At 47.2% G+C, this 19,588-nt stretch carries 21 protein-coding genes and 1 riboswitch; of the genes, 3 read left to right on the top strand and 18 right to left on the bottom strand.

Features of this window, described 5'->3' with window-relative positions; translation table 11 throughout:
• Positions 1 to 8 precede the first annotated feature (8 nt).
• The 3 genes from J2W69_RS10275 (at position 9) to J2W69_RS10265 (ending at position 3,190) form a co-directional block, all read left to right on the top strand.
• The gene (locus tag J2W69_RS10275; protein WP_310277729.1) at positions 9 to 839 is read left to right on the top strand and encodes a hypothetical protein; all 831 of its coding nucleotides are present in this window, start codon (positions 9 to 11) and stop codon (positions 837 to 839) included.
• Between the two features lie 297 nt (positions 840 to 1,136).
• Entirely contained in the window at positions 1,137 to 2,789 is a 1,653-nt protein-coding gene (locus tag J2W69_RS10270; protein ID WP_310277727.1) for a S41 family peptidase, read from the top strand.
• The gene (locus tag J2W69_RS10265) at positions 2,786 to 3,190 is read left to right on the top strand and encodes a hypothetical protein (RefSeq protein ID WP_310277724.1); all 405 of its coding nucleotides are present in this window, start codon (positions 2,786 to 2,788) and stop codon (positions 3,188 to 3,190) included. The genes J2W69_RS10270 and J2W69_RS10265 overlap by 4 nt, the downstream gene beginning before the upstream one ends.
• Before the next feature lie 31 nt (positions 3,191 to 3,221).
• On the opposite strand, the gene J2W69_RS10260 is transcribed toward J2W69_RS10265, so the two are convergent.
• The 18 genes from J2W69_RS10260 to J2W69_RS10175 form a co-directional block, all read right to left on the bottom strand.
• On the bottom strand, positions 3,222 to 3,449 hold the full coding sequence (locus tag J2W69_RS10260) for a helix-turn-helix domain-containing protein (RefSeq protein ID WP_310277721.1): 228 nt from the start codon (positions 3,447 to 3,449) through the stop codon (positions 3,222 to 3,224).
• A 221-nt stretch (positions 3,450 to 3,670) separates the two neighbouring features.
• Positions 3,671 to 4,204: an AidA/PixA family protein gene (locus J2W69_RS10255; protein ID WP_310277718.1), complete on the bottom strand. Its 534-nt coding sequence runs from the start codon at positions 4,202 to 4,204 to the stop codon at positions 3,671 to 3,673.
• A 205-nt stretch (positions 4,205 to 4,409) separates the two neighbouring features.
• Positions 4,410 to 4,949, bottom strand: coding sequence for an SRPBCC family protein (locus tag J2W69_RS10250; protein WP_310277716.1), 540 nt, complete (start codon positions 4,947 to 4,949; stop codon positions 4,410 to 4,412).
• Between the two features lie 114 nt (positions 4,950 to 5,063).
• Entirely contained in the window at positions 5,064 to 5,486 is a 423-nt protein-coding gene (locus tag J2W69_RS10245; RefSeq protein ID WP_310277713.1) for a hypothetical protein, read from the bottom strand.
• Between the two features lie 4 nt (positions 5,487 to 5,490).
• A complete protein-coding gene (locus tag J2W69_RS10240) occupies positions 5,491 to 6,816 on the bottom strand; it encodes a FliI/YscN family ATPase (protein ID WP_310277710.1) in 1,326 nt (441 codons plus the stop codon).
• Complete coding sequence (locus J2W69_RS10235; protein ID WP_310277708.1) at positions 6,809 to 7,450, bottom strand: FliH/SctL family protein; 642 nt, start codon at positions 7,448 to 7,450, stop codon at positions 6,809 to 6,811. The genes J2W69_RS10240 and J2W69_RS10235 overlap by 8 nt, the downstream gene beginning before the upstream one ends.
• Before the next feature lies 1 nt (position 7,451).
• Entirely contained in the window at positions 7,452 to 8,471 is a 1,020-nt protein-coding gene (locus J2W69_RS10230; RefSeq protein ID WP_310277705.1) for a FliG C-terminal domain-containing protein, read from the bottom strand.
• The gene (gene fliF, locus J2W69_RS10225; protein WP_310277703.1) at positions 8,452 to 10,194 is read right to left on the bottom strand and encodes a flagellar basal-body MS-ring/collar protein FliF; all 1,743 of its coding nucleotides are present in this window, start codon (positions 10,192 to 10,194) and stop codon (positions 8,452 to 8,454) included. The genes J2W69_RS10230 and fliF overlap by 20 nt, the downstream gene beginning before the upstream one ends.
• 12 nt (positions 10,195 to 10,206) lie before the next feature.
• A complete protein-coding gene (gene fliE / locus J2W69_RS10220) occupies positions 10,207 to 10,524 on the bottom strand; it encodes a flagellar hook-basal body complex protein FliE (protein ID WP_310277701.1) in 318 nt (105 codons plus the stop codon).
• Between the two features lie 18 nt (positions 10,525 to 10,542).
• Positions 10,543 to 11,856 carry a sigma-54-dependent transcriptional regulator gene (locus tag J2W69_RS10215; protein ID WP_310277699.1) on the bottom strand — a complete coding sequence of 438 codons (1,314 nt, stop codon included), beginning with the start codon at positions 11,854 to 11,856 and terminating at the stop codon, positions 10,543 to 10,545.
• Between the two features lie 17 nt (positions 11,857 to 11,873).
• Positions 11,874 to 12,710 (bottom strand): OmpA family protein, encoded by an 837-nt coding sequence (locus J2W69_RS10210; RefSeq protein ID WP_310277872.1) that lies wholly within the window; start codon positions 12,708 to 12,710, stop codon positions 11,874 to 11,876.
• A 207-nt stretch (positions 12,711 to 12,917) separates the two neighbouring features.
• Positions 12,918 to 13,006: riboswitch (cyclic di-GMP riboswitch) on the bottom strand.
• Between the two features lie 330 nt (positions 13,007 to 13,336).
• Positions 13,337 to 15,409, bottom strand: a complete 2,073-nt coding sequence (gene flhA / locus J2W69_RS10205; protein ID WP_310277697.1) for a flagellar biosynthesis protein FlhA — start codon at positions 15,407 to 15,409, stop codon at positions 13,337 to 13,339.
• Positions 15,406 to 16,560, bottom strand: a complete 1,155-nt coding sequence (gene flhB / locus J2W69_RS10200) for a flagellar biosynthesis protein FlhB (RefSeq protein ID WP_310277694.1) — start codon at positions 16,558 to 16,560, stop codon at positions 15,406 to 15,408. Before flhB ends, flhA begins: the two co-directional genes overlap by 4 nt.
• A gap of 9 nt (positions 16,561 to 16,569) precedes the next feature.
• Entirely contained in the window at positions 16,570 to 17,346 is a 777-nt protein-coding gene (gene fliR, locus J2W69_RS10195; protein ID WP_310277691.1) for a flagellar biosynthetic protein FliR, read from the bottom strand.
• A 7-nt stretch (positions 17,347 to 17,353) separates the two neighbouring features.
• Positions 17,354 to 17,623 carry a flagellar biosynthetic protein FliQ gene (locus J2W69_RS10190; protein WP_310277688.1) on the bottom strand — a complete coding sequence of 90 codons (270 nt, stop codon included), beginning with the start codon at positions 17,621 to 17,623 and terminating at the stop codon, positions 17,354 to 17,356.
• Positions 17,620 to 18,357 carry a flagellar type III secretion system pore protein FliP gene (fliP, locus tag J2W69_RS10185; RefSeq protein ID WP_310277686.1) on the bottom strand — a complete coding sequence of 246 codons (738 nt, stop codon included), beginning with the start codon at positions 18,355 to 18,357 and terminating at the stop codon, positions 17,620 to 17,622. Before fliP ends, J2W69_RS10190 begins: the two co-directional genes overlap by 4 nt.
• Positions 18,350 to 18,706, bottom strand: a complete 357-nt coding sequence (locus J2W69_RS10180; protein ID WP_310277683.1) for a FliM/FliN family flagellar motor switch protein — start codon at positions 18,704 to 18,706, stop codon at positions 18,350 to 18,352. Before J2W69_RS10180 ends, fliP begins: the two co-directional genes overlap by 8 nt.
• Positions 18,706 to 19,587, bottom strand: coding sequence for a FliM/FliN family flagellar motor switch protein (locus tag J2W69_RS10175; RefSeq protein WP_310277681.1), 882 nt, complete (start codon positions 19,585 to 19,587; stop codon positions 18,706 to 18,708). The genes J2W69_RS10180 and J2W69_RS10175 overlap by 1 nt, the downstream gene beginning before the upstream one ends.
• Position 19,588: the final 1 nt, after the last annotated feature.

Below are 19,588 nucleotides of genomic sequence, written 5' to 3'. Positions count from 1 at the left end.
TTATCGATATGCAGCCAATTGAGGCACATAAACCAGACTTAACTCTTGCCACAGATCTGACCGATCAGCAAAAATTAGAGGCACGTCAGCAGTGTTTTTATGGCTGTGTGTTTTGTGGATCTCCGGTTTTTCGCTACTACTTTCCGCCAGACAGCCTGTCTGCCGTGCTGATTTGCCCGCTGCATACCAAACAACTGCGCAGTACTCTGCTGAGTGCCAGCACTTTAGTTGAACGGATCAATCAACCTTTTAACCAGCAACGTGTTAATAAGCCAGGTTTTAGTTTTGATCCAAACCGCAGAGTGCAAGTGTCGGTGGGGATGAATACTGTCTACGCCGACTTTGTGCCCAGCGGTGGCGAACAATATTGCATTTGGGTTAATGGACAGGAATTGTTTACGCTGCATTCTGAATCGGGCTGGTTATGTTTTTCTTTTATATTGTCCGATACCACAGGGCAAGTGCTGATCCGGGTAGAAAAAGGTGAACTTCAGCGTAGTCCGGATCAATGGGAATACAGCTATGAAGTCAATACGTTAAAAATACGGGACCAACAACGCAGGCTGCAGTTTACTGCTCAATTGTGTAACGACAGAGTCTTGCTGACCAAAGGACACTTTGTCGATAGTTTTGGCGATGGTTTTGTGGTGGAAGGCAACAGAGTGATTGCCATGCTGGACGGCCAAAAAGGCGGGCAGTATATGCATCGTATTGAACCAGGTCGTTATAAAGGCGGTTGGGCTTTGTTTAATAAAATCCGCCACCCTGAATTAGTCATGCCGGGAAACTTTGCTTTTGTTTGCGCCGCCAAACGCAAGTACCCTGGTTCAGAACGCTGACTTTGTTTTGGCATCGGCCACCAGAAGTGAATACTCAAACACTGAATCTTAACCCTCGTCTTGAGCTATGCTGTCAGAAGGTAAATGTTCAGCTCTAAGTAGTGTTTTGGCTGGCTCAAAATGTTAATTTTTCACCAATATTTGCTGAACTGGCATTGCTAAAAAGCACTTTAAATGTAATTTAAAGTTATGTTGGATGACGTTTTTCAAAACATATTCGGGTAAACTGCCCCGCAATTTTTAAGCAATCTGGCCTGTCAGGCTGACACTGGCAATGCAGTACAATGGAGAGACGCGATGCAACTGAACTTAAAGTCAACCTTATGCCTCCTATCTGGCCTTATCCTCATGACAGCTTGTGGTGGCGGAGGCGGTGGTAATTCCGGCACTGGCGGTACTGGTGGATCAGGTGGTGGTGTTCCGGCAGCACCAAGCTGGACTGCAGGCCAATTCAGTGACGAAGCTCAATTTAAAAATTTTTGCGTGTCTCCCCGCACTGGTGCAGACCCCTTTAATGGCGGCGTTTATCCGGATAAAGCCGGTACTGCCATGCATGAAAAGATGTGGTTGCGCTCCTGGAATAACAGAACTTACTTATGGTACAGGGAAGTCCCTGATCTGGACCCTGCCAGCTATGGCATCCCGGCATACTTTAATTTGCTAAAAACGACAGCTGTCACAGATTCAGGCGTAGCCAAAGATCAATTTCATTTCACCCAAAATACTGCGGATTATCTGCAACAGTCTCAATCCGGCGTCAGTTCAGGTTATGGCATCAATTGGTCCGTAGGTTCGACCAGGGCTCCCCGTTCTTTTATTGTGGCCTACACAGAACCAAACTCGCCAGCGGCTTTGGCCGGAGTCAAAAGAGGTGACTTTTTACTTGAGGTGAATGGTGTTGATTTTGTCAATGACAGCAGCAGCTCAGGGGTCAACACTATCAATGCAGGCATATTCCCGGCCAATACAGGGGAGCAGCATAGTTTTAAATTCCGCACAGTGGAAAACACTGAAGTCAGCTATCAGCTCCGCTCTGCAGATGTAGCCTCAAGTCCGGTGCAAAATGCCAGGGTACTGAATACCGACTCAGGCCCTGTAGGTTATTTCCAGTTTAATAGCTATATAGTGCCGGCACAGCGTCAGTTGATTGATGCAGTTAAACTATTCCGCGATGCAGCCATCTCTGAATTGGTAGTGGATTTGCGTTATAACGGTGGGGGCTTGCTGGCGTTAGCTGGTCAGCTGGGTTATATGGTGACAGGCCCTGATATTATTCAGAACAGGTTTTTTGAACGCTTGCAGTTTAATGATAAATACCCCAATACCAACCCCGTCACAGGCGCCAGTTTAAGCCCAACGCCTTTTTATAACCGTGAAATAAATTACGAAACTGGTACCTTAACCAGTACAGTATTACCTAATCTGAATTTAAGCCGTATCTATGTTCTGACGACAGAAAACACCTGCTCTGCCAGTGAAGCTTTTATGAATGGCCTGCGGGGTATAGATGTTGAAGTGATACAGATAGGTGGCAAAACCTGTGGTAAACCTTATGGTTTTTATCCAACAGATAACTGCGGCACCACCTACTTTACCATTCAGTTCAGCGGTATTAATTCCAAAGGTTTTGGTGATTACGCTGATGGTTTTAAACCCACCACTAACCCTGTTTTTGCAGCCGATATCAAAGGCTGTGCAGCAGCAGACGACTTCTCTAAACTGCTTGGCGATCCTGAAGAAGGAATGCTGGAGACAGCCTTGCATTACATCGAAACGGACAGTTGTCTGAGCTTAGCAGGTTCAGGAGTCAGTAGTGCTGTCGGATCTTTGTCTGGTATGGGTGCTGCCTTGTCTGGCGCCACTACAGGCTCTGGCCCTGCAGTGAAAAATCCAGCAGAAAAACCTTTAACCAACAGTATTCGTTTACCCCTGAAGGACCAACAAGAATGAACAAATTGATGTTTTTCAAGTACATCACATTAAGTTGTCTGTTGCTGGGGATCAGCGCCTGTCAGCAGGTTCAGGCGGTTGCCGAACCTGCTGTGCTGACGGAGACATCGCCAGAGGTAAAGCTGGAGTTACAACAACAGATCCAAAAAGCCATAGGTGGGCCCTTAGTGCGGCTGGCCGATAACGCTTACTTGTTTGAAAGCCAAATCTGGATTGAATCCGTGGTACTAAAAGATGACAAAGGCCGCCCACTGGACGGCCGTCATATGGATTTAGCCAACCTCTTTGTGCTGCAAATTGACCAGGGGCAATGCCAGTTAAGACACAATAAATCAGGTCAGGTTTTTATGCTGACCAAAGCAAAATGTATGGCAGAGAAACAGCGTTTTCCTGAAAAATAGCTACCAACTCCTTGCGCTAAAAACCGGAGTTTTACGACTCCGGCATCACCAAAGAAGCAGCAGGCACTGCATAAAAGGCAGATAATTCCCGCACAGTACGATAACTTACTTTTTTACCTGTCTCCGCTCTTTTGATGGTTGCCAGCGACACCCGCAATGATCGCTGCTGGCAAGCATTAAACAAATCCTCCTGACTTAAAAATCGTTGTTGTCTCAATGACTTAAGTAACTCAACTTTTAATACCAGAGCTTCTTGCATAAGGCGTTCACTCCATTGACCAGAAAAGAGAAATAGCAGAACCAAAGCCAGACTTCAGTGTAAAAGGCTTTGTTTTCAAAAAAGAGACAAAATTATGAACGCGACAGTCTTTTTAGTCCAGTGTGAAATTTACAAATGGTTAACCTGACACCAAACTGACACTAAATAGAGACTAAAAAAACAGGCCTGAATTTCAGGCCTGTTTCGGGTGAAGAATTATCTTAGTTAGCGATGCTGATAAACGGATCCCAGCTAAAGTAACCAATAACAGCACCAGTACTGTTGTTCACCAGTTTGAAGCTTAAGGTGTACTGAATTTTCTGACCTGCTTCAATCACAGTACCCTGAGTGGCATAGGCATTGTTATGGAACAAAGCTGGAGTGCCATTGACCGGGTCTGAACCTGCTGGCAGATACACACTGGTATGCATATTAAAATAACTTAAAGCCGTAATGCCGGAAGAAGGGTTAAAGCTGCCATTGTATAAAAAGGCTGTGTAGTCTGTATCACCGTCAAAAGTGCTGACAGCCCAGCGCACTGTGTCGCCTGAGTTCGCTTTGACTTCCAGTTCAGAACCACCCTGATTGCTGGCGATATAGCTGTTTTGTGTAATCATTGACACAAACACATCAGAACCACCCCAGGCGCCTAAATTAGTTGGGCTGCCTACAGAACCTGGTTTCATTGAACCATCGTTTAAACGCTCAGCCAGCTCAGTGGCGTTAACTGCGACAAGAATATTGATAAGAGACATGATCATTCCTTTTTCATCGTGAAGTGAGTTGCTATCAATCCCAAAATTTCAGCCCTGCTGGCTAAATGTTTTGGGTACGAACAGCATATCCGATTCAAAAAAAAGGTCAGTCTCAGAGTAGCGTCAGTTTGGTATCAGCGCCTGATACGGCGCTTCACTAAAATGAAGGGGGCACAACTCCCCCTTGATCGCAATTGCAGTGGGGTTATTGCTCTAACAGTACTTTGAGCTTATCCAGACCTTGTTGCAGGTCGTCACCTATCATTTGTTCCATATCCATTGCCAGCAACAACAGGTTCATTGGATAAGGCATCTCACCTTTAAAACCCCAGGTGACTTTGGTTTGGTCTGCGGCTTGTTGTTCAGTCAGGATATAAGCCGGAGAAACTGAAGCAAAAGGCGCGATAAAACGCAGCTCGTAATCAATACGCTCACCTGGCTTAATAGCGGTAATTTCCTGCTCGCCTGAGCCTACCTCATCTTTTTCACTCTGCCATGCCGAAACAAAACCTACAGTGCCATCTTCGCCGTTATAAGTTTTTTTCACATTAGGATCCAAAGCCATCCAGACACTGAAGTTATCCTGATTTTTTAACAGCACCAGATAACTGAACACCTGCTCTTTGGCTTTATTGATGCTGACACTACGTTCCACCTGATAAGACGAAGGCAACACCAAAGCAGCCAGCAACAGCGCGGCCACTGCCAATAAAAAACCAATTAGTATTATTTTTATAAGTTTCATAGCGACTCTCTTTTGGTTGAGGACTCTTTTGGTTGTAAAGGCTAAACTCAGCCTTCCCCCAGTGTAGCCTGAAGATTTTGATTTAGAAAAGAGTGGCTTAACTTAGACTATGGTTCAGGCCGGCTTTTTTAACTTGAGTTGAAACAGCTGCATCGCAATTTCGTCGGCCTGCTGCTGCTCAGCTTTTTGTTGCTTTTGCAGTGCACTGAATTCCCTGTTATGGATCACAGCTTCTATGCCTTTGCTATACGCCACCTGCTTTTGACAGACCTGCTGCTGCTGCTGTAATTCAGCATAGGCGGCCTGAGTTTTATCCTGCTGTTGCTGCTGCATATCCAGCAATACAGTTTTCATCGACGCCAGGTTTTGTAAACCTAAAGCCGATTTCATCTGGTAACTGCGCTCCATACCGGAGATATGTTCAGTCAACAACTGCAAACGTCGCTCTTCATTGGCGGCCTGCTGATTCAGCTGCTGCTGGCGTTGTCCCATCTGTTTTAAATTGGCTTGCTGTTGTTCCAGATATTTTTTCAACATAGGTTTAACTCAACAATTTAGTTAATTCGGCTTGGGATTGCTGAAAATCAGCGCTTTGCTGCAAAGCCTGACATAAAAAATGTTCGATGGCCGGGTACAGTTGCACTGCTCTGTCGAGCTCCTGATCTTTACCCGTCTGGTAAGCCCCTAAAGGGATCAGTTCCTGCACCTGTAAATAACGTGAATACAATCGCTTTAGCGCATAAGCATGTTTCAGCTGTTGCTCCGGTACTATTTGCGGCATCACCCTGCTGATGGAAGCGCCAATGTCGATAGCCGGATAATGCCCCCGCTCGGCCAGAGTGCGGCTTAATACCACATGACCATCCAAAATAGCCCGCGCTGCATCCGCTATCGGATCCTGCTGGTCATCGCCTTCAGCCAATACGGTATAAATAGCGGTCATACTGCCTTTGCTATCGGCACTGTTACCTGCTTTTTCAACCAGTTGCGTCAGTTTGCTGAATACCGAAGGTGGGTAGCCTTTGGTCGCCGGAGGTTCACCGACAGACAAGGCTATTTCACGTTGTGCCTGGGCATAACGGGTGAGTGAATCCACCAGCAGCAACACGTTAAAACCTAAATCGCGATAATAGGCCGCCAGTCGATGACTTAGCTCTGCCGCTTTTAACCGCAGCAAAGGCGACTGATCGGCAGGAGCTGCAATCACAATGGCTTTTTTTAAGCCTTCAGGGCCCAGACTATGTTCAATAAAATCTTTCACTTCCCAGCCCCGTTCCCCAATCAAACCGACAATGACTACATCGGCCTGGGTATAACGGGTCATCATGCCCAGCAACTTGCTTTTACCTACACCAGAACCTGCAAACAAGCCCATGCGCTGGCCCTGGCCTACAGTAAACAGCGAGTTAATAGCGCGAATACCCACATCCAAAGGCGCACTGACGCCCTTTTTCTGCAAAGGGTTGACTGCTGGCAAAGCTGCACTGATACGATCGCCGGTTTTAATGGCTGCTTTGCCATCGAGCGGACACATTAAACCGTCCAGCACTCGACCTAATAATTCGGTGGAAACCAGCAATTGGTTGGCTGTTGCTACTGTACGAACCCTGGCTCCTGCTCTTAAGCCATCCACAGCTGTCAATGGCATTAAAAACGCCTGATCGGTGTCAAAACCTACCACTTCTGCGTCAAACCAGTGGCCATCTTCACTTTCAATCTGACAACGCTGACCTAAAGTAAAACTGTGACCGGCGGCAGATAAAATCATACCGTTGACCCGCAACAAACGGCCATAACTGTGTACCCAGTCCGGTGGCTGAATTTGGGTTCTGGCCAGACTCAGGCTTTCGCTAAATGACTTACGCATCGTCGCCCAACAACAGGCGGCGCACAGGCAACATGGCTTGTTCTAAACGTTGCTGAAAATCCAACTGATGCAATTGCTGGCGGCCATTAAACTGCACCCGACCAGAAGGCAAAGCTGCATCAAACTGCAACGGAATGTGCTGAATATGACGAATGCCGTTAAAAAGTGGCGCATCAGCCTGAGACAGCTGAATAGACTGCAGAGGATCAGTTGCTCCCAATTGCGGCAGTAACTGATCGATCGCCAGTTGTAATAGTGACGGCTGCAACACCAGCTCAGTTTGCAATACAGTGCTGGCCAGTTGCTGCACCAGCGCTAACAACTCCTGACCCAATTGCTGTTCTTTATGCAAAAGTTGCTGATTAAATTGTTCGGTTAAAAAATCCAGAGCGCGCTGCTGCTTTTGCTCCAGTTCACTTTGTTGTTTTTCCAACTCTTTTTGCCAGAACTGCTGCAACTGCTGTTGACCCTCTGCCATGCCTCGTTGATAAGCATCCTGCTCCGTTGCATCAACACCAGCCTGAAAGCCTTGCTGATAAAACTGCTCGCTGAGTTGCTGTGCTGTGGCATTGCCATCTTTACGCTGCAAAGCAGGAAAGCGAAATTGTTGGTCCTGTTGCAACACTGCACTCATATCAACCTACCGTTTCTTCAGGGTAGAGACGGTATTCCAGACGGCCAGCTGCCATCATCTGCTTTACTATGGCCATAATCTCAGCCCGGGCGGCTTCGACTTTACGTACAGGCTGAGGTTTCATCGTCTCAATTTGCTGGCGATACACCTGAGCTAAACGTTTAGGCAATACAGCCAGAATGTTGTCGGTTAAGGTCACATCTGCGCCTTTGAGTGCCGTAACCCAGAGTTCATCCGGAATATCAGTCAGCAGTTGATTAAGCACATCTTCGCTTTGGCGGCTTAAGCTATAGAAGTCATACATTTTATCTTCAATGGCGTCAGCCATAGTGATGTCATGCATTTTCAGCAGATCCATCACTTCGGCTTTGTTACCACTGTATCTGTTCATAATGTCAGCCACTTGCTGCACCCCATTAATTCGGGCACCCACCTGCTCGCCGACATACTCAATGCAGCGCTCCAGCGTATAACGTAAATCTTCAATCACGTGTTCGCTGACTTCACGCATATTGGCGATGCGGAATAAAATATCATCGTGTTTTTTCGACGGGAATAAACTCAAAATAGTGCTGGCTTGTTCTGCAGGTAAAAAAGCCAGAATAAGCGCCTGCATCTGAATATGTTCCTGCTCCATAAAACGCACCAAGAGCTCAGCAGGAACCCACTCCAGACGACGCACATCATCAGCCAAAGCGCCGCCATAAATATCATCCAGCATGCCACGGGCTAACTTGCGGCCGACCGCTTTATCCAAAGCCCGCTCCAGATATAAACGTGAAGCGCCGCTGACGCCACTTTCAGTGCGATACTGGTCAAAAAAGTCGGTCAGAATAGTAGCGACATCGTCCTGAGTGACATTGGCAATTTTTGCCATACGTTCTGACAAAGCCCGCACTTCATTGCGGCCTAACTTCTTGATAATACAGGCCGCGTTTTCTTCACCCATACTCAGCAGCAGGATAGCGGCTCTGTCCAGATCGGAGATCTGTTTCGTTTGCTCAGCTCTTAACGGATTCAATGCTGACTCCTCGTTCTATCCAGTATTTGATCACAGCGGTCACCCGATCAGACTCACGATTGGCCAGCAATTGCAGGTGACTGATTTGCTGTGCAAACTCAGAGCCCACTTCGGGCAAATGAATGCTATGTTGTGGCCCGGTTGCCTGATTATCAGGTAAAGCAGCATCTGCGGTCGCATCCAAAACAGCAGGACCTTTGGCCAGATCTGCAGCCTGCATCTGTGACATAGCATGGCTACTATCCATGCCCTGAAAACCGACAGCGGAGTTGTGTTCTTTGTGCTTGCGGCTGACCAGATGATTAACCAGCGGACGAACGCCAAAAATCACCAAAGCCAAACCAATAATGGCGCCTATTAAATAACGTAAGTACTCTTTCATTTCCGGTATTTGCCACCAGGCCATACCTTCCATCTGAGCCGCAATATCATTCTGGACAAAGCCAAAACTGGTGATATTAAATTGATCACCACGTTCGGCCTGATGCCCTGTGGCAGTTTTGATCATTTCCCCCAACTGAGCTAAACGCTCTGGCGTCCAGCCAGCGTCGCCCGCTACAGCTTCATTCACCAGCACAGAGACACTTTGACTCCGTACCCGGCCAATTTCATAACGGGTATGAGTAATGGCTTTACCTGTATCAAATTCACGGCGCATTTCGTTGCGTTGTGAGGTGCGTTCATTATTTCCTGGTGTAGCATCAGCACCTTGTTGCACTGGTACTGGCGGCTGATTCGCTAAAGCGCCGGGGATCCCCATCGCCAGTTGATCCAGCATTGAATCGGTTTTGCTGTTTTCGCTTTTTAGCACACCTTCTTTATCCAGCGCTTCGCGGGTTTCTTCCACCACGTTAAAGTCGACATCGGCCGATACCTGGATCCGGTAGTTACCATCCCCTAAAATTGGCAACAGCATAATAGAAGCCCGCTCTTCGACTGAGCGTTCTACTTTTTCAATAAAGGCGAGTTTTTTATCGGTTTCTTTGCCCACAGGTGTGCTGTCAAATAAATCACCGCTGACTAACTTGCCACGCTGATCCACCACGGAAATCTTACGGCTATCCAGGCCTGGAATACTGCCTGACACCAGGCTGACAATAGCTTCCACTTGTTCAGGCTTCAGGTTGTAGCCCGGAGCTAAATCTACCATCACAGAAGCCGCAGATTTTTCTTCCTGTCGGCCAACAAACAAATTCCGTTTAGGAATGGCCAGATGCACGCGAGCATTACGTACCCCATCCATAGTAATGATGGTACGGGCAAGTTCACCTTCCAGTGCGTGCTGGTATTGCATCGACTCCATAAACTGACTGGTGCCCATGGTCACTTTGTCCTGCATCGCGGACAAACCTTCAGGCATAGCGGCTTTAATACCACGGGCCGCCAGCGTGATGCGGGCATCAGCTAACCTTTCCTGAGGCACCATAATGTTGCCACTGTCGGTATCAATACGAAACGGAAACTTCTCTTTGTCCAGAATTTCAACTATGCCGGCTTTGTCGTAATGCTCCTGACTGCCATATAAAGGTACGAAGTTTTTCGCTGAAGTCCACAGGATCACCACTATGGTGGCAGCGACTAATGTAGCCAGTAATGCAATGGAGGCCAGGCTTTTATCACCTGCAGGTAACCAGTTAATTTTACTGGATAAATTAATAACCTTTTCCCGCAATCTGTTATCGGATGCGGCTACAGGCAGGTTTTTTGCCAATTCAGTTTTCATCTGGAGTCCGCCTTACAGAGACATACGCATGATGTCATCAACACCATTCATCACTTTGTTGCGGATTTGCAGCAACATCGAAAAACTTAAGTCAGCTTTTTGACTGGCGACCATAGCACCCACCACATCATCGCTGCGACCTGCGTCTACAGCGGCCATCATGTCAGACGACAGATTTTGCTGCGCATTAATGGAGCGTAAAGCAGAAGCAAAATCACCTGACACTGAACTGTCATTGTTGCCCGGCATCACCTGCTCGTTGCTGGCAATTTGCTGTAACTGGTTAAACTGGCTGAGTAAAACATCTTGGGTATTTAACGGAGAAATCATAGCTGGTTCTTCCTGCTGTTAAGCTATTGCATCAATATCAACGCCATGCTCACGCATAGCGGCCAGTTTGTAGCGTAAGGCCCTGGTGCTGACACCCAAAGCCTCGGCAGCCCGGGTTCTGTGACCATTAAATTGGTTCAGTACACCCAGAATGTAATCAAATTCGGCATTCTTTTTGTTGAGTTTCAGATGGTTAATACTGGCAGCTACAGGCACTGTGACCGCAGACACTGGTAAGTTCAGATCCAGTGCCTGCACTTCAATACCCCGCGCCATTACCAAGGCACGCTGCACCACGTTTTCCAGTTCACGCACATTGCCGGGCCAGCTGTACTGACATAAAGCCGCTTTGGCTTCTTTGCTCAACACATATTTGCCATCGGCATACTTCTGCACAAAAAACTCGGCCAGCGGGATAATGTCTTCTTTGCGTTCACGTAAAGCAGGCCAGCTCAGTGGCAACACATCCAGACGGTAAAACAAATCCTGGCGGAACAAGCCCTGGTCAACCAACTGACGTAAGTCTTTGTTACTGGCGGCTATCACCCGCACATCCAGTTTAATTTTGCTGTTGCTGCCTAAACGCTCTAACTCACGCTCCTGCAGTACCCGTAGCAATTTGGCTTGCAATGGCAATGGCAACTCAGAAATTTCATCCAGTAGTAAAGTGCCACCATTGGCGGATTCAAACTTACCAATTTGTTGACTGACTGCACCGGTAAAAGCGCCTTTGTTGTAACCAAACAACATGGCTTCCAACATATTGTCTGGAATGGCGGCACAGTTCACCGCTACATAAGTCTGATCCCGACGCGCTGACACATTGTGAATATAACGGGCTAAACGTTCTTTTCCCGTACCGGATTCACCATGCAAAAGCACAGTAGCATCGGTTTGAGCTGCGCGATTGGCTAACTGCAGTACCTGCCGACTGCCCAAAGACACGGCGACTAAATCTTTTAAACCACGGCTAAGGGAGGAGGCGTTACGAATGGTATTTTGTAATTGCTGCTGGTTAAAAGGTTTCAACAGATAGTCAATAGCGCCGTAATTCAGGCTTTCAGCTGCAACCTCATGTTGATCTTTTTCCACCAATACGATGATCTGACAGGACGGATGCTGTTTTTTCAGCAGCACCAGCAAGTCTAAAGTGCGCATTTCAGCCAGTTCGGCGGCCATCACCACAATATCGGGTTGTTGCAAAGAACAAGAGTTCAGCACCGCACTCAGATTGGCGGCGTGGTGTAACTGAAAACCTTCAGCTTTGACACAAAGCATCAGGTCCTGTCCCGGCCGGCATTGTTCAATCCAAAGTAAATGTTTCATCGTCATAGCTTCACTCTTGTCTTTCAGCTTTGAGTACGGATCAAACGGATCAGTACTCTCCTGTTGTGCGATTCTGTCTGGTCGCCAGTTGCAGCCGGATACCTGTTGCCATGGGCACGGATTTCCAGTTTGTTTTTATTGACCCCAAATTCAATTAAATGTGACGCCACTTCATCAGCACGCTCTTCAGACATCACTCTGTTGGCGATGCTGCTGCCCATATCGTCGGTATAGCCGTCTATCAGTACTTTTTTCACTGCTTTGTCTTGTTGAATATAAAGAGCCAGAGTTTTCAGATAAGCGGCATCATCAGCGGAAGGCTGGCGTTTATTTATGGGGTAAAACAGTTGGAATTCGCGGGCCTGAGCCCAGGACAAAGGCAATAAGCCATCGATGCAGCTTTGAAATTCAGCCAGTGCCTGACTGGATTTAAGGTTGGGTACTGTCAGCGTAACTTCCTGACCAGGCATATCCAGCATCAGTTGCAGCCAATAACCCTGCTGCAGTTGTTGCATCACCAAGGGCACCTGCTCGATAAAACGGGCCACCTTAGCGTTGATAAAAGTAGGAGAAAATTGCACTGCAGGCGCCATCTGTTCAGGTTGCCAGCCCGCAGAGACGACTTGCCCCTGCACATCCTGCAACTCCAGATGAGCCGCGTGCAGGGTCAGTTGCATTTCAATAGCCCGGGCAGGTTTTTTGCTAAAGGCCAAAGTTCCCATAGCACCCAAATTCTGCTGCATCTGACACTGAAACTGATCACCGCTGATCTGCCACTGTGATTGATCCATAGCTGGCGTGTACTGCGGCGACGCAGCAAGCAATGCCAATGTTAGCCAAAGACCTGACAAAGAAGTCATCAAACTGATATGTCCTTTTAACCCGTAAAACCGCAATCGACAACAACGCCAACTACAAACCAAAGGTATTAAAAGGCAAAAAAAGCAGACAGGCACACAAAAAACCAAAGCCGGAACGGATCTGTTTTGTATTCACCTGAGCAGGCAAAACCAAAGCCTGATCATCAATGACCAACCTTCAGGTTCACCTTTTGAGTGACCGCTTGCTAATGCAACCCCGCTATCATAGATCCTTTCAGATCCTTAGACCGGAGGCTTTGCGTCCTGACCTTTAAGCCAGTTTGCCTTTTAATTTCTAAGCTTGTTAGAAAAATGAGGTTCTGAACAAAAATGAACTCTCACTTAATGATCTACAATAAACAAAAAAAAACTGGCTGCAAGCTTTATTTTATGGTTTTCAATTATTTAACCAAAAAAACACTTTCCAGCAAAAACACAGATTTTTCTTTAGAATTAAGTTAAAAACCATTAAAGTTCAATAACATACATATGTTAACTATAATACATGACCTTTTGGTGACAAAGTAAAAGCCAACTATGAATTCAGCCTGAATTACGCTAAATCCACTCTTTTACGCGATGAGCGGTTTAAGTGGAGATCTTTTTTTGTCGTTTTTTAGTCGCCTTTAGCCCAAAGTACCTAACACATTGACCCGAATTTGCTCCGGAATTTCGTTATAAGACAACACAACCAGCGATCCTTGGGTAAAAGTACGGGCATAACGGGCCAGCAAAGGTCTTAATTGTGGCAAAACAACCAATACCGGCTGATAGCCTTGGCGTTGCATTTGTTCTTTCACCTGTGGCATAGCACGCTGGAACTGGCTCAATAAATTAGGCGCCACCGGAAAACTATCCAGTGCCACTTTCCCGGCCTGCATGGCCTGATTTAATGCACTTTGTAAGGTTTGCTCCAGTTTTTCATCAAGGCTATAGGCCGCCAGTTCTTCCCGCTCTCCCAGCACTTGTTTTACCAGCACTCTTTGCAAAGCGCAGCGCACATCGCTGGTCAGTAAAATTGGATCTTTGGTTACTTCAGCACTGTCGACCAAAGCTGTGGCTATAGTCACTACATCACCTACACTGACCTGCTCTTTAAGCAGTAAACGGTACACTTTTAACTGCAGATTTGGCGTCAGCGCTTTTTCTAAACTTTCAGCCAGAGTCGGAGCAACTACAGCCAGACGTTTATTAAATTGCTTAATATCCTCAAACAAAAACAAGTCAGCCAGATTTTCTTTAATCACTTTGCCAACATGAGTAGCTATGACTGTGGCGGCATCTACCACTGAATAACCTAAATTCAGCGCTTTGGCTTTTTGTTCCGGTTCTATCCAGACCGCTTCTAAACCATAAGCCGGATCAACGGTCAGCTCACCATCCATCTGGCCATAAATATCGCCGGTGTTCAGTGCCAACAGCTTTTGTGGCTGTAATTTGCCTGAGGCCAGCGGTACCCCCGCCAGCTTAATACGGTACTCTTGTGGATTCTGTTTTAAGCTGTCGCGCACTCTTACTTCAGGCAATAAAAAGCCGGATTGTTCCGACAAGGTTTTGCGCACACCTCTTAAGGTTTGCAGCAGGCTTTCGCCTTGTTCTTTATCCGCCAGATACACCAGGCGAAACCCCAGTTCTACCGAAATACGGTCGATAAAAGGCAAATCATCCCAGACCAAAGCTGCAGGTTCCTGACTGATTTTTTCAGTCAGAGCTTCCACTTCAGTGTAACTGCGGCCATCGGCTTTTTGCTGCAAACGCCAGGCAGCAAAATACAAAGGGGCGGCAAAAATTAAAAAGGCGGCTGTGGGCATGCCAGGCACTAAACCCAGTACTGTCATAATGAAGGCGGCAGTCAGCAACACCCGAGGGGACGCCAGCAACTGACGGCCTACTTCGTCTGACATTTCGCCTTCGTCATTCATCCGGGTGACAATAATAGCTGCGGCGACCGACATCAGTAATGACGGCACCTGTGCCACTAAACCATCACCTATGGTTAATAAGGCAAAACGCTGAAAAGACTCCCCCATACCCAGGCCGTGCATAAAGACGCCTATAGCCACACCACCCAAGAGGTTAATCACTAAGATTATTAAACCCGCTATAGCATCACCCCGGACAAACTTGGACGCACCGTCCATAGAACCATAAAAGTCGGCTTCTTTGGCTATGGTCTGACGCCGTTCTTTGGCTTGCTCAGGCGCTATTAAACCTGCATTTAAGTCGGCGTCTATCGCCATTTGTTTGCCCGGCATGGCGTCCAGGGTAAAACGGGCTGCCACTTCAGAGATACGCTCGCCCCCTTTGGTGATCACCACAAAGTTGATAATCATCAGAATGATAAAAACCACCATACCCACAACATAGTTGCCGCCGATGACCACTTCACCAAAGGCTTGTACTACATTACCCGCTACATGGGTCCCCTCATGACCATTCAGTAACACCACCCGGGTCGATGCCACGTTTAGTGTCAGACGCATCAAAGTCGCCACCAGCAAAACGGTTGGGAATACCGAAAAATCCAGCGGCTTTTGGCTGGACACGGCCACCAGCAGAACTATGATCGACAACACTATGTTAAAGGTGAATAACACATCCAGCAGCCAGGCAGGCAAAGGCAACACCACCATGGCCAACACGGCCAGCAATAACACAGGAATTGCGGTGTAGGGTTGAGTAAAAGAACGCCAGTTCACAATGTACTTCCTCGCTCATTGGCCTGTTTTTGCAGGCTGGACGGAATAAAAATATCGGGTATAGGTGCAGGTTTCTGACCCCGCCCCTGTTTATAAGCTTTGAGTTGCATCACATAGGTCAGTACATAAGCCACTGCGGTATAAAGACCTTTAGGCACTTCCTGATCAACCCGGGTCGAAAAATAAATAGCACGGGCTAAAGGCGGTAATTCAATCACTTCCAGTTGATGAGTGGCGGCCAGTTCACGAATACGCAATGCCATCTGATCCACCCCTTTTGCCACCACATAAGGCGCTTTGGCTTTTTGTTCTGAGTACTTCAGTGCCACCGCATAATGAGTGGGGTTGGTAATAATCACATCCGCTGTCGGCACCCTATCCTCAATACGCCTGTTAGCGATCTGGTATTGAATTTGCCGGATCCTGCCTTTAATTTCTGGATTGCCGTCTGTTGATTTGCGTTCGTCTTTCACTTCCTGTTTGGTCATTTTTAGTTTGCTGGCCACTTTGTGCTGCTGAAAAGGCACGTCGATCACGGCCACTATCAACAACACTAAAGCCAGCATCATCAGACTGAATGACAGTACCTGCAAACCATCTTTAGCTGCAGTGGCTAAATCCATACGCTGCAAAAATAGTAAGCGGGTCGCCAGGTGACTCATCAATCCCCACAAACAGCCCCCCAGCAACAGCACTTTCAAAATAGACTTTGCTAACTCGACCAAACTCTCGCTGCCAAACATCCGCTTCAAACCTGAAATCGGATTCATATTACTGAATTTTGGCCCCAGCAATTTACCGGAAAAAATGGCGCCTCCCGGCAAGATGCCAGCTATCCAACTGGCTATAAATAACGTCAGTAAAAAGGGCAGACTGGCCCCCAGCATGGCCAACAAGGCCTCTGCTATAGCGCCTGTCATTAAATCACCCTGTTTGAGCGAGTCTTTATCCAGTTGCCAGCTACTTTGTACTAACTGATAAAACAGCTGCATAAACAAGTCAGCAAACCAGAATAAAGACGCGCTGCCGAGTAACAATAACAAGGCTGTATTCAGTTCTTTCGAGCGCGCGACCTGCCCCTCTTTGCGGGATTTCTTAAGCCGCTGCTCCGTAGGTTGTTCGGTTTTGTTCTGGCCGGTATTTTCTGACATGCTGAACCCTTAGCTCATCATCAATTGCATCACACCAAGCACATGCTCAGCCAGAACAGAAAAGTGATTACCCATTTGGCTTAAGGTTAAAAATACACAGACAAAACCTAACAGCAGCGTCATTGGAAAACCTAAAGAAAATAGGTTCATACTGGGGGCAGAACGGCTGGCGATACCAAAAGTTAAATTCACCAGCAGCATGGCAATAATGACAGGCAATGCCACCATCAAAGCAGCACCAAACATCCAGCCAAACAAGTTCACCAACAACATCAAATCCAGCTGATACAAACTGGCACCGACTGGCCATAAGCTAAAACTGTCGACCATAATTTGCAGACTGATCAAATGGCCGTTTAAGGCAAAAAACAATAAAGCTGTCATCACCCAAAACAACTGGCTGAGCACTGAGACTGAGTCACCGCTGGCCGGATCGTTCATCATCGCCATCGACAAGCCCATTTGCATAGACACCATCAAGCCAACCAGCGCCAGCACTTCAAATAACATCCGCACTGCACCCGCCATAATGACGGCAAAAATCACCTGTTCCAGCGTCACCACTGCGCCTTCCAGCGAAAAAGGGTCTATGGCTTTGACTTCGATAGAAGGCGCCAATAAAAAGCTTAAAAACAGTGCGAGAATAATGCGGGCTCTGGGCATCACTGCGGGGTTATCGAAGACAGGCAAAGCCCAAAAAAATGCAGCCAACCGGACAAAAGGCCACCACAAGGTGCCAAACCACACCATCAGTTGATCCGTTGTAAGACTTAATAACGAACTCATCCGGCTATCATCCCAACATGGCCGGGATCATCTGACTTAAATTGGCAAACCAGTCCAGCAACTTCTGGATCAGCCAATGGCCGGCAAATACCACCATTAACAGCGTCAGCAGCATACGGGGTAAAAAGGTCAGGGTTTGCTCCTGAATGGAAGTAGCAGCCTGAAATACAGCGACCGCAATGCCCAGCAGCAGGCCTGGCACTATCAGCACCAGTAAAATTTCGATAATGGTAAAAATGGCGTCGCTGATCAGCTGTGTCGCCATGCCCGTATTCATGGAGCTGCTCCGAAAGTTGCAGCTAAAGTACCAGCTACCATAGACCAGCCATCAGCCAGTACAAAAATCATCAGCTTAAAAGGCAAGCTGATAATCAGCGGAGACAACATCATCATGCCCATAGACATCAGTACGCTGGCAACCACCAGATCAATAATTAAAAACGGGATAAACAACATAAAACCGATCTGAAAAGCTGTGGTCAGCTCACTCAACACAAAAGCCGGTAACAGCACATCAAAAGTCAGATCTGCAGCTGCTTTGGTGGTGGGCTCATTGGCAATTTTTAATACCTGATGCAATTCGTTTTCACGAATTTGCGCCAGCATAAATTGCCGCACCGGCTGTTCAGCCCGCGCTATGGCCTGTTCCAGCGTCATGCTTTGCGCCTGATAAGGCTTAAAGGCATTTTGATAAATATCCTGCCATACAGGTTTCATAATCAGCAGGCTGAGCATTAAGGCTATGCCAATTAAAATCCGGTTGGGCGGACTTTGAGCTAAACCCAGTGCCTGACGTAAAATCGCCAACACTATAATAATGCGGGTAAAAGAGGTCATCATCAGCACTATGCCAGGGATCAGGCTCAACACCGTCATCAGCAGCAGAATTTGCAGCTTGACGCTGTAATCCTGCCCTGTTGCACTGTCAGTCACAGACAACAAGGTCATATCCTGAGCTGATAATCCCAATGGCAACATCAAGCTGAGCAAAGCCAAAAACAGCTTAGGCATGACGGGTCTGGCTCTGTTGAGTCGATACAAACTTCAGGCCGTATTTACCATTCACCATCACTACTTCGGCTTTGGCAAATAACACACCGTTGACTTTCACATCCAGAGGTTCACCAATAGGCTTATCCAGTGGCAACACGTCACCTGCTTCAGCACTACTCAGCTCACCTAAGGTGACTTCTGTGCTCGACACTTCTAAGGTCACAGTTAAAGGCACGTCACGGAACATATCCATACCCATGCCACCCACGGATTTTGCTGTTTTATCTTCGCCAAACAACTCACCCATATCCAACATACTGATGTCATCCATCATGCTGTCTGTATTGCTTTGCACTTCGCTCATCATCATTTCTCCTGTTTTTGAGTGACCTGAAACATTAAAACCTGACCTTCTTCGGCCACAGTGCCGTGAAACAGCACCTGTTTACCCAATTGGAAACGCATAGAGCTAAAGAGCTCAATGGCCAATACTTCTCCCTGTAACCAGCCTTGCAATTGCTTGACTGTGACTTGTTTACGGGCCATTTCGACTGTGCAACGCACCGGAACCTGCTGCCACTCCAGTTGCAGCGGGCAGGCTTCTTGTTCTGTGTTGCTGAACAACTCATCGTTGTCCTGTAAAAACAGTTCTATAGGCAGCCATAAAAACCAACTGACGGCCTCTTTCTCCAGAATTAAACGAACTTTCAGCGGCAGGTAACTAAAAGCGGGCAGCTGTAGTTTTTGTTTGTACAAATGTGCGGCCAGCGGCAGATGCTGGTTAAACAACAACTGCATCAATGCCTGCGCTTGCTTTTGCAATAAACGACAGCAAATACGGTTTTCCGAACTGCTGAATTCCACTTTTTCCTGAATTTGTGTTTTGTCTGTCAGTTGCCCACCCAGACATAAATCTGCCATGTTATGCACTGCCAAATGATCAATCGACATATAACAAGAGCGGTCTTTGTCCAATGGCAAACCTGCATCCAACAGTAAAATACCTGGCTCTGCCAGCCAGTTGTCCAGCCCAACACCACTGCATAAATTAAGGTCCAGATCAAACACCACATCGGTCAGCATCCGGCCTAATTCAGCCTGTAAGGCTTTACTCAGATCAGCCAGACGGCTTTTGCATCTTTGGCTGGCAGCCTCAAAACTACGTTGTTGCCGGGTTAAGGCATAAGGTGTCGCGACCAAAGCCAAATCCCCGCTTAACAACTTTTGTTCAGTCTCTGTAAGAATCATC

This window comes from Rheinheimera soli (assembly GCF_031457405.1).
In the GTDB taxonomy this organism is placed as follows: Bacteria; Pseudomonadota; Gammaproteobacteria; order Enterobacterales; family Alteromonadaceae; genus Pararheinheimera; species Pararheinheimera soli_A.
The sequence above is the reverse complement of the archived record's forward strand: the minus strand, read 5'-3'. Positions and strand labels throughout refer to the sequence as shown.

What these genes read in the sequence shown, in the direction of transcription:
- J2W69_RS10275 (WP_310277729.1), top strand. Translation starts at nt 9, where the DNA reads ATGCAGCCAATTGAGGCACATAAACCAGACTTAACTCTTGCCACAGAT.
- J2W69_RS10270 (WP_310277727.1), top strand. Translation starts at nt 1,137, where the DNA reads ATGCAACTGAACTTAAAGTCAACCTTATGCCTCCTATCTGGCCTTATC.
- J2W69_RS10265 (WP_310277724.1), top strand. Translation starts at nt 2,786, where the DNA reads ATGAACAAATTGATGTTTTTCAAGTACATCACATTAAGTTGTCTGTTG.
- J2W69_RS10260 (WP_310277721.1), bottom strand. Translation starts at nt 3,449, where the DNA reads ATGCAAGAAGCTCTGGTATTAAAAGTTGAGTTACTTAAGTCATTGAGA.
- J2W69_RS10255 (WP_310277718.1), bottom strand. Translation starts at nt 4,204, where the DNA reads ATGTCTCTTATCAATATTCTTGTCGCAGTTAACGCCACTGAGCTGGCT.
- J2W69_RS10250 (WP_310277716.1), bottom strand. Translation starts at nt 4,949, where the DNA reads ATGAAACTTATAAAAATAATACTAATTGGTTTTTTATTGGCAGTGGCC.
- J2W69_RS10245 (WP_310277713.1), bottom strand. Translation starts at nt 5,486, where the DNA reads ATGTTGAAAAAATATCTGGAACAACAGCAAGCCAATTTAAAACAGATG.
- J2W69_RS10240 (WP_310277710.1), bottom strand. Translation starts at nt 6,816, where the DNA reads ATGCGTAAGTCATTTAGCGAAAGCCTGAGTCTGGCCAGAACCCAAATT.
- J2W69_RS10235 (WP_310277708.1), bottom strand. Translation starts at nt 7,450, where the DNA reads ATGAGTGCAGTGTTGCAACAGGACCAACAATTTCGCTTTCCTGCTTTG.
- fliF (WP_310277703.1), bottom strand. Translation starts at nt 10,194, where the DNA reads ATGAAAACTGAATTGGCAAAAAACCTGCCTGTAGCCGCATCCGATAAC.
- fliE (WP_310277701.1), bottom strand. Translation starts at nt 10,524, where the DNA reads ATGATTTCTCCGTTAAATACCCAAGATGTTTTACTCAGCCAGTTTAAC.
- J2W69_RS10215 (WP_310277699.1), bottom strand. Translation starts at nt 11,856, where the DNA reads ATGACGATGAAACATTTACTTTGGATTGAACAATGCCGGCCGGGACAG.
- J2W69_RS10210 (WP_310277872.1), bottom strand. Translation starts at nt 12,710, where the DNA reads ATGACTTCTTTGTCAGGTCTTTGGCTAACATTGGCATTGCTTGCTGCG.
- flhB (WP_310277694.1), bottom strand. Translation starts at nt 16,560, where the DNA reads ATGTCAGAAAATACCGGCCAGAACAAAACCGAACAACCTACGGAGCAG.
- fliR (WP_310277691.1), bottom strand. Translation starts at nt 17,346, where the DNA reads ATGAGTTCGTTATTAAGTCTTACAACGGATCAACTGATGGTGTGGTTT.
- J2W69_RS10190 (WP_310277688.1), bottom strand. Translation starts at nt 17,623, where the DNA reads ATGAATACGGGCATGGCGACACAGCTGATCAGCGACGCCATTTTTACC.
- fliP (WP_310277686.1), bottom strand. Translation starts at nt 18,357, where the DNA reads ATGCCTAAGCTGTTTTTGGCTTTGCTCAGCTTGATGTTGCCATTGGGA.
- J2W69_RS10180 (WP_310277683.1), bottom strand. Translation starts at nt 18,706, where the DNA reads ATGATGAGCGAAGTGCAAAGCAATACAGACAGCATGATGGATGACATC.
- J2W69_RS10175 (WP_310277681.1), bottom strand. Translation starts at nt 19,587, where the DNA reads ATGATTCTTACAGAGACTGAACAAAAGTTGTTAAGCGGGGATTTGGCT.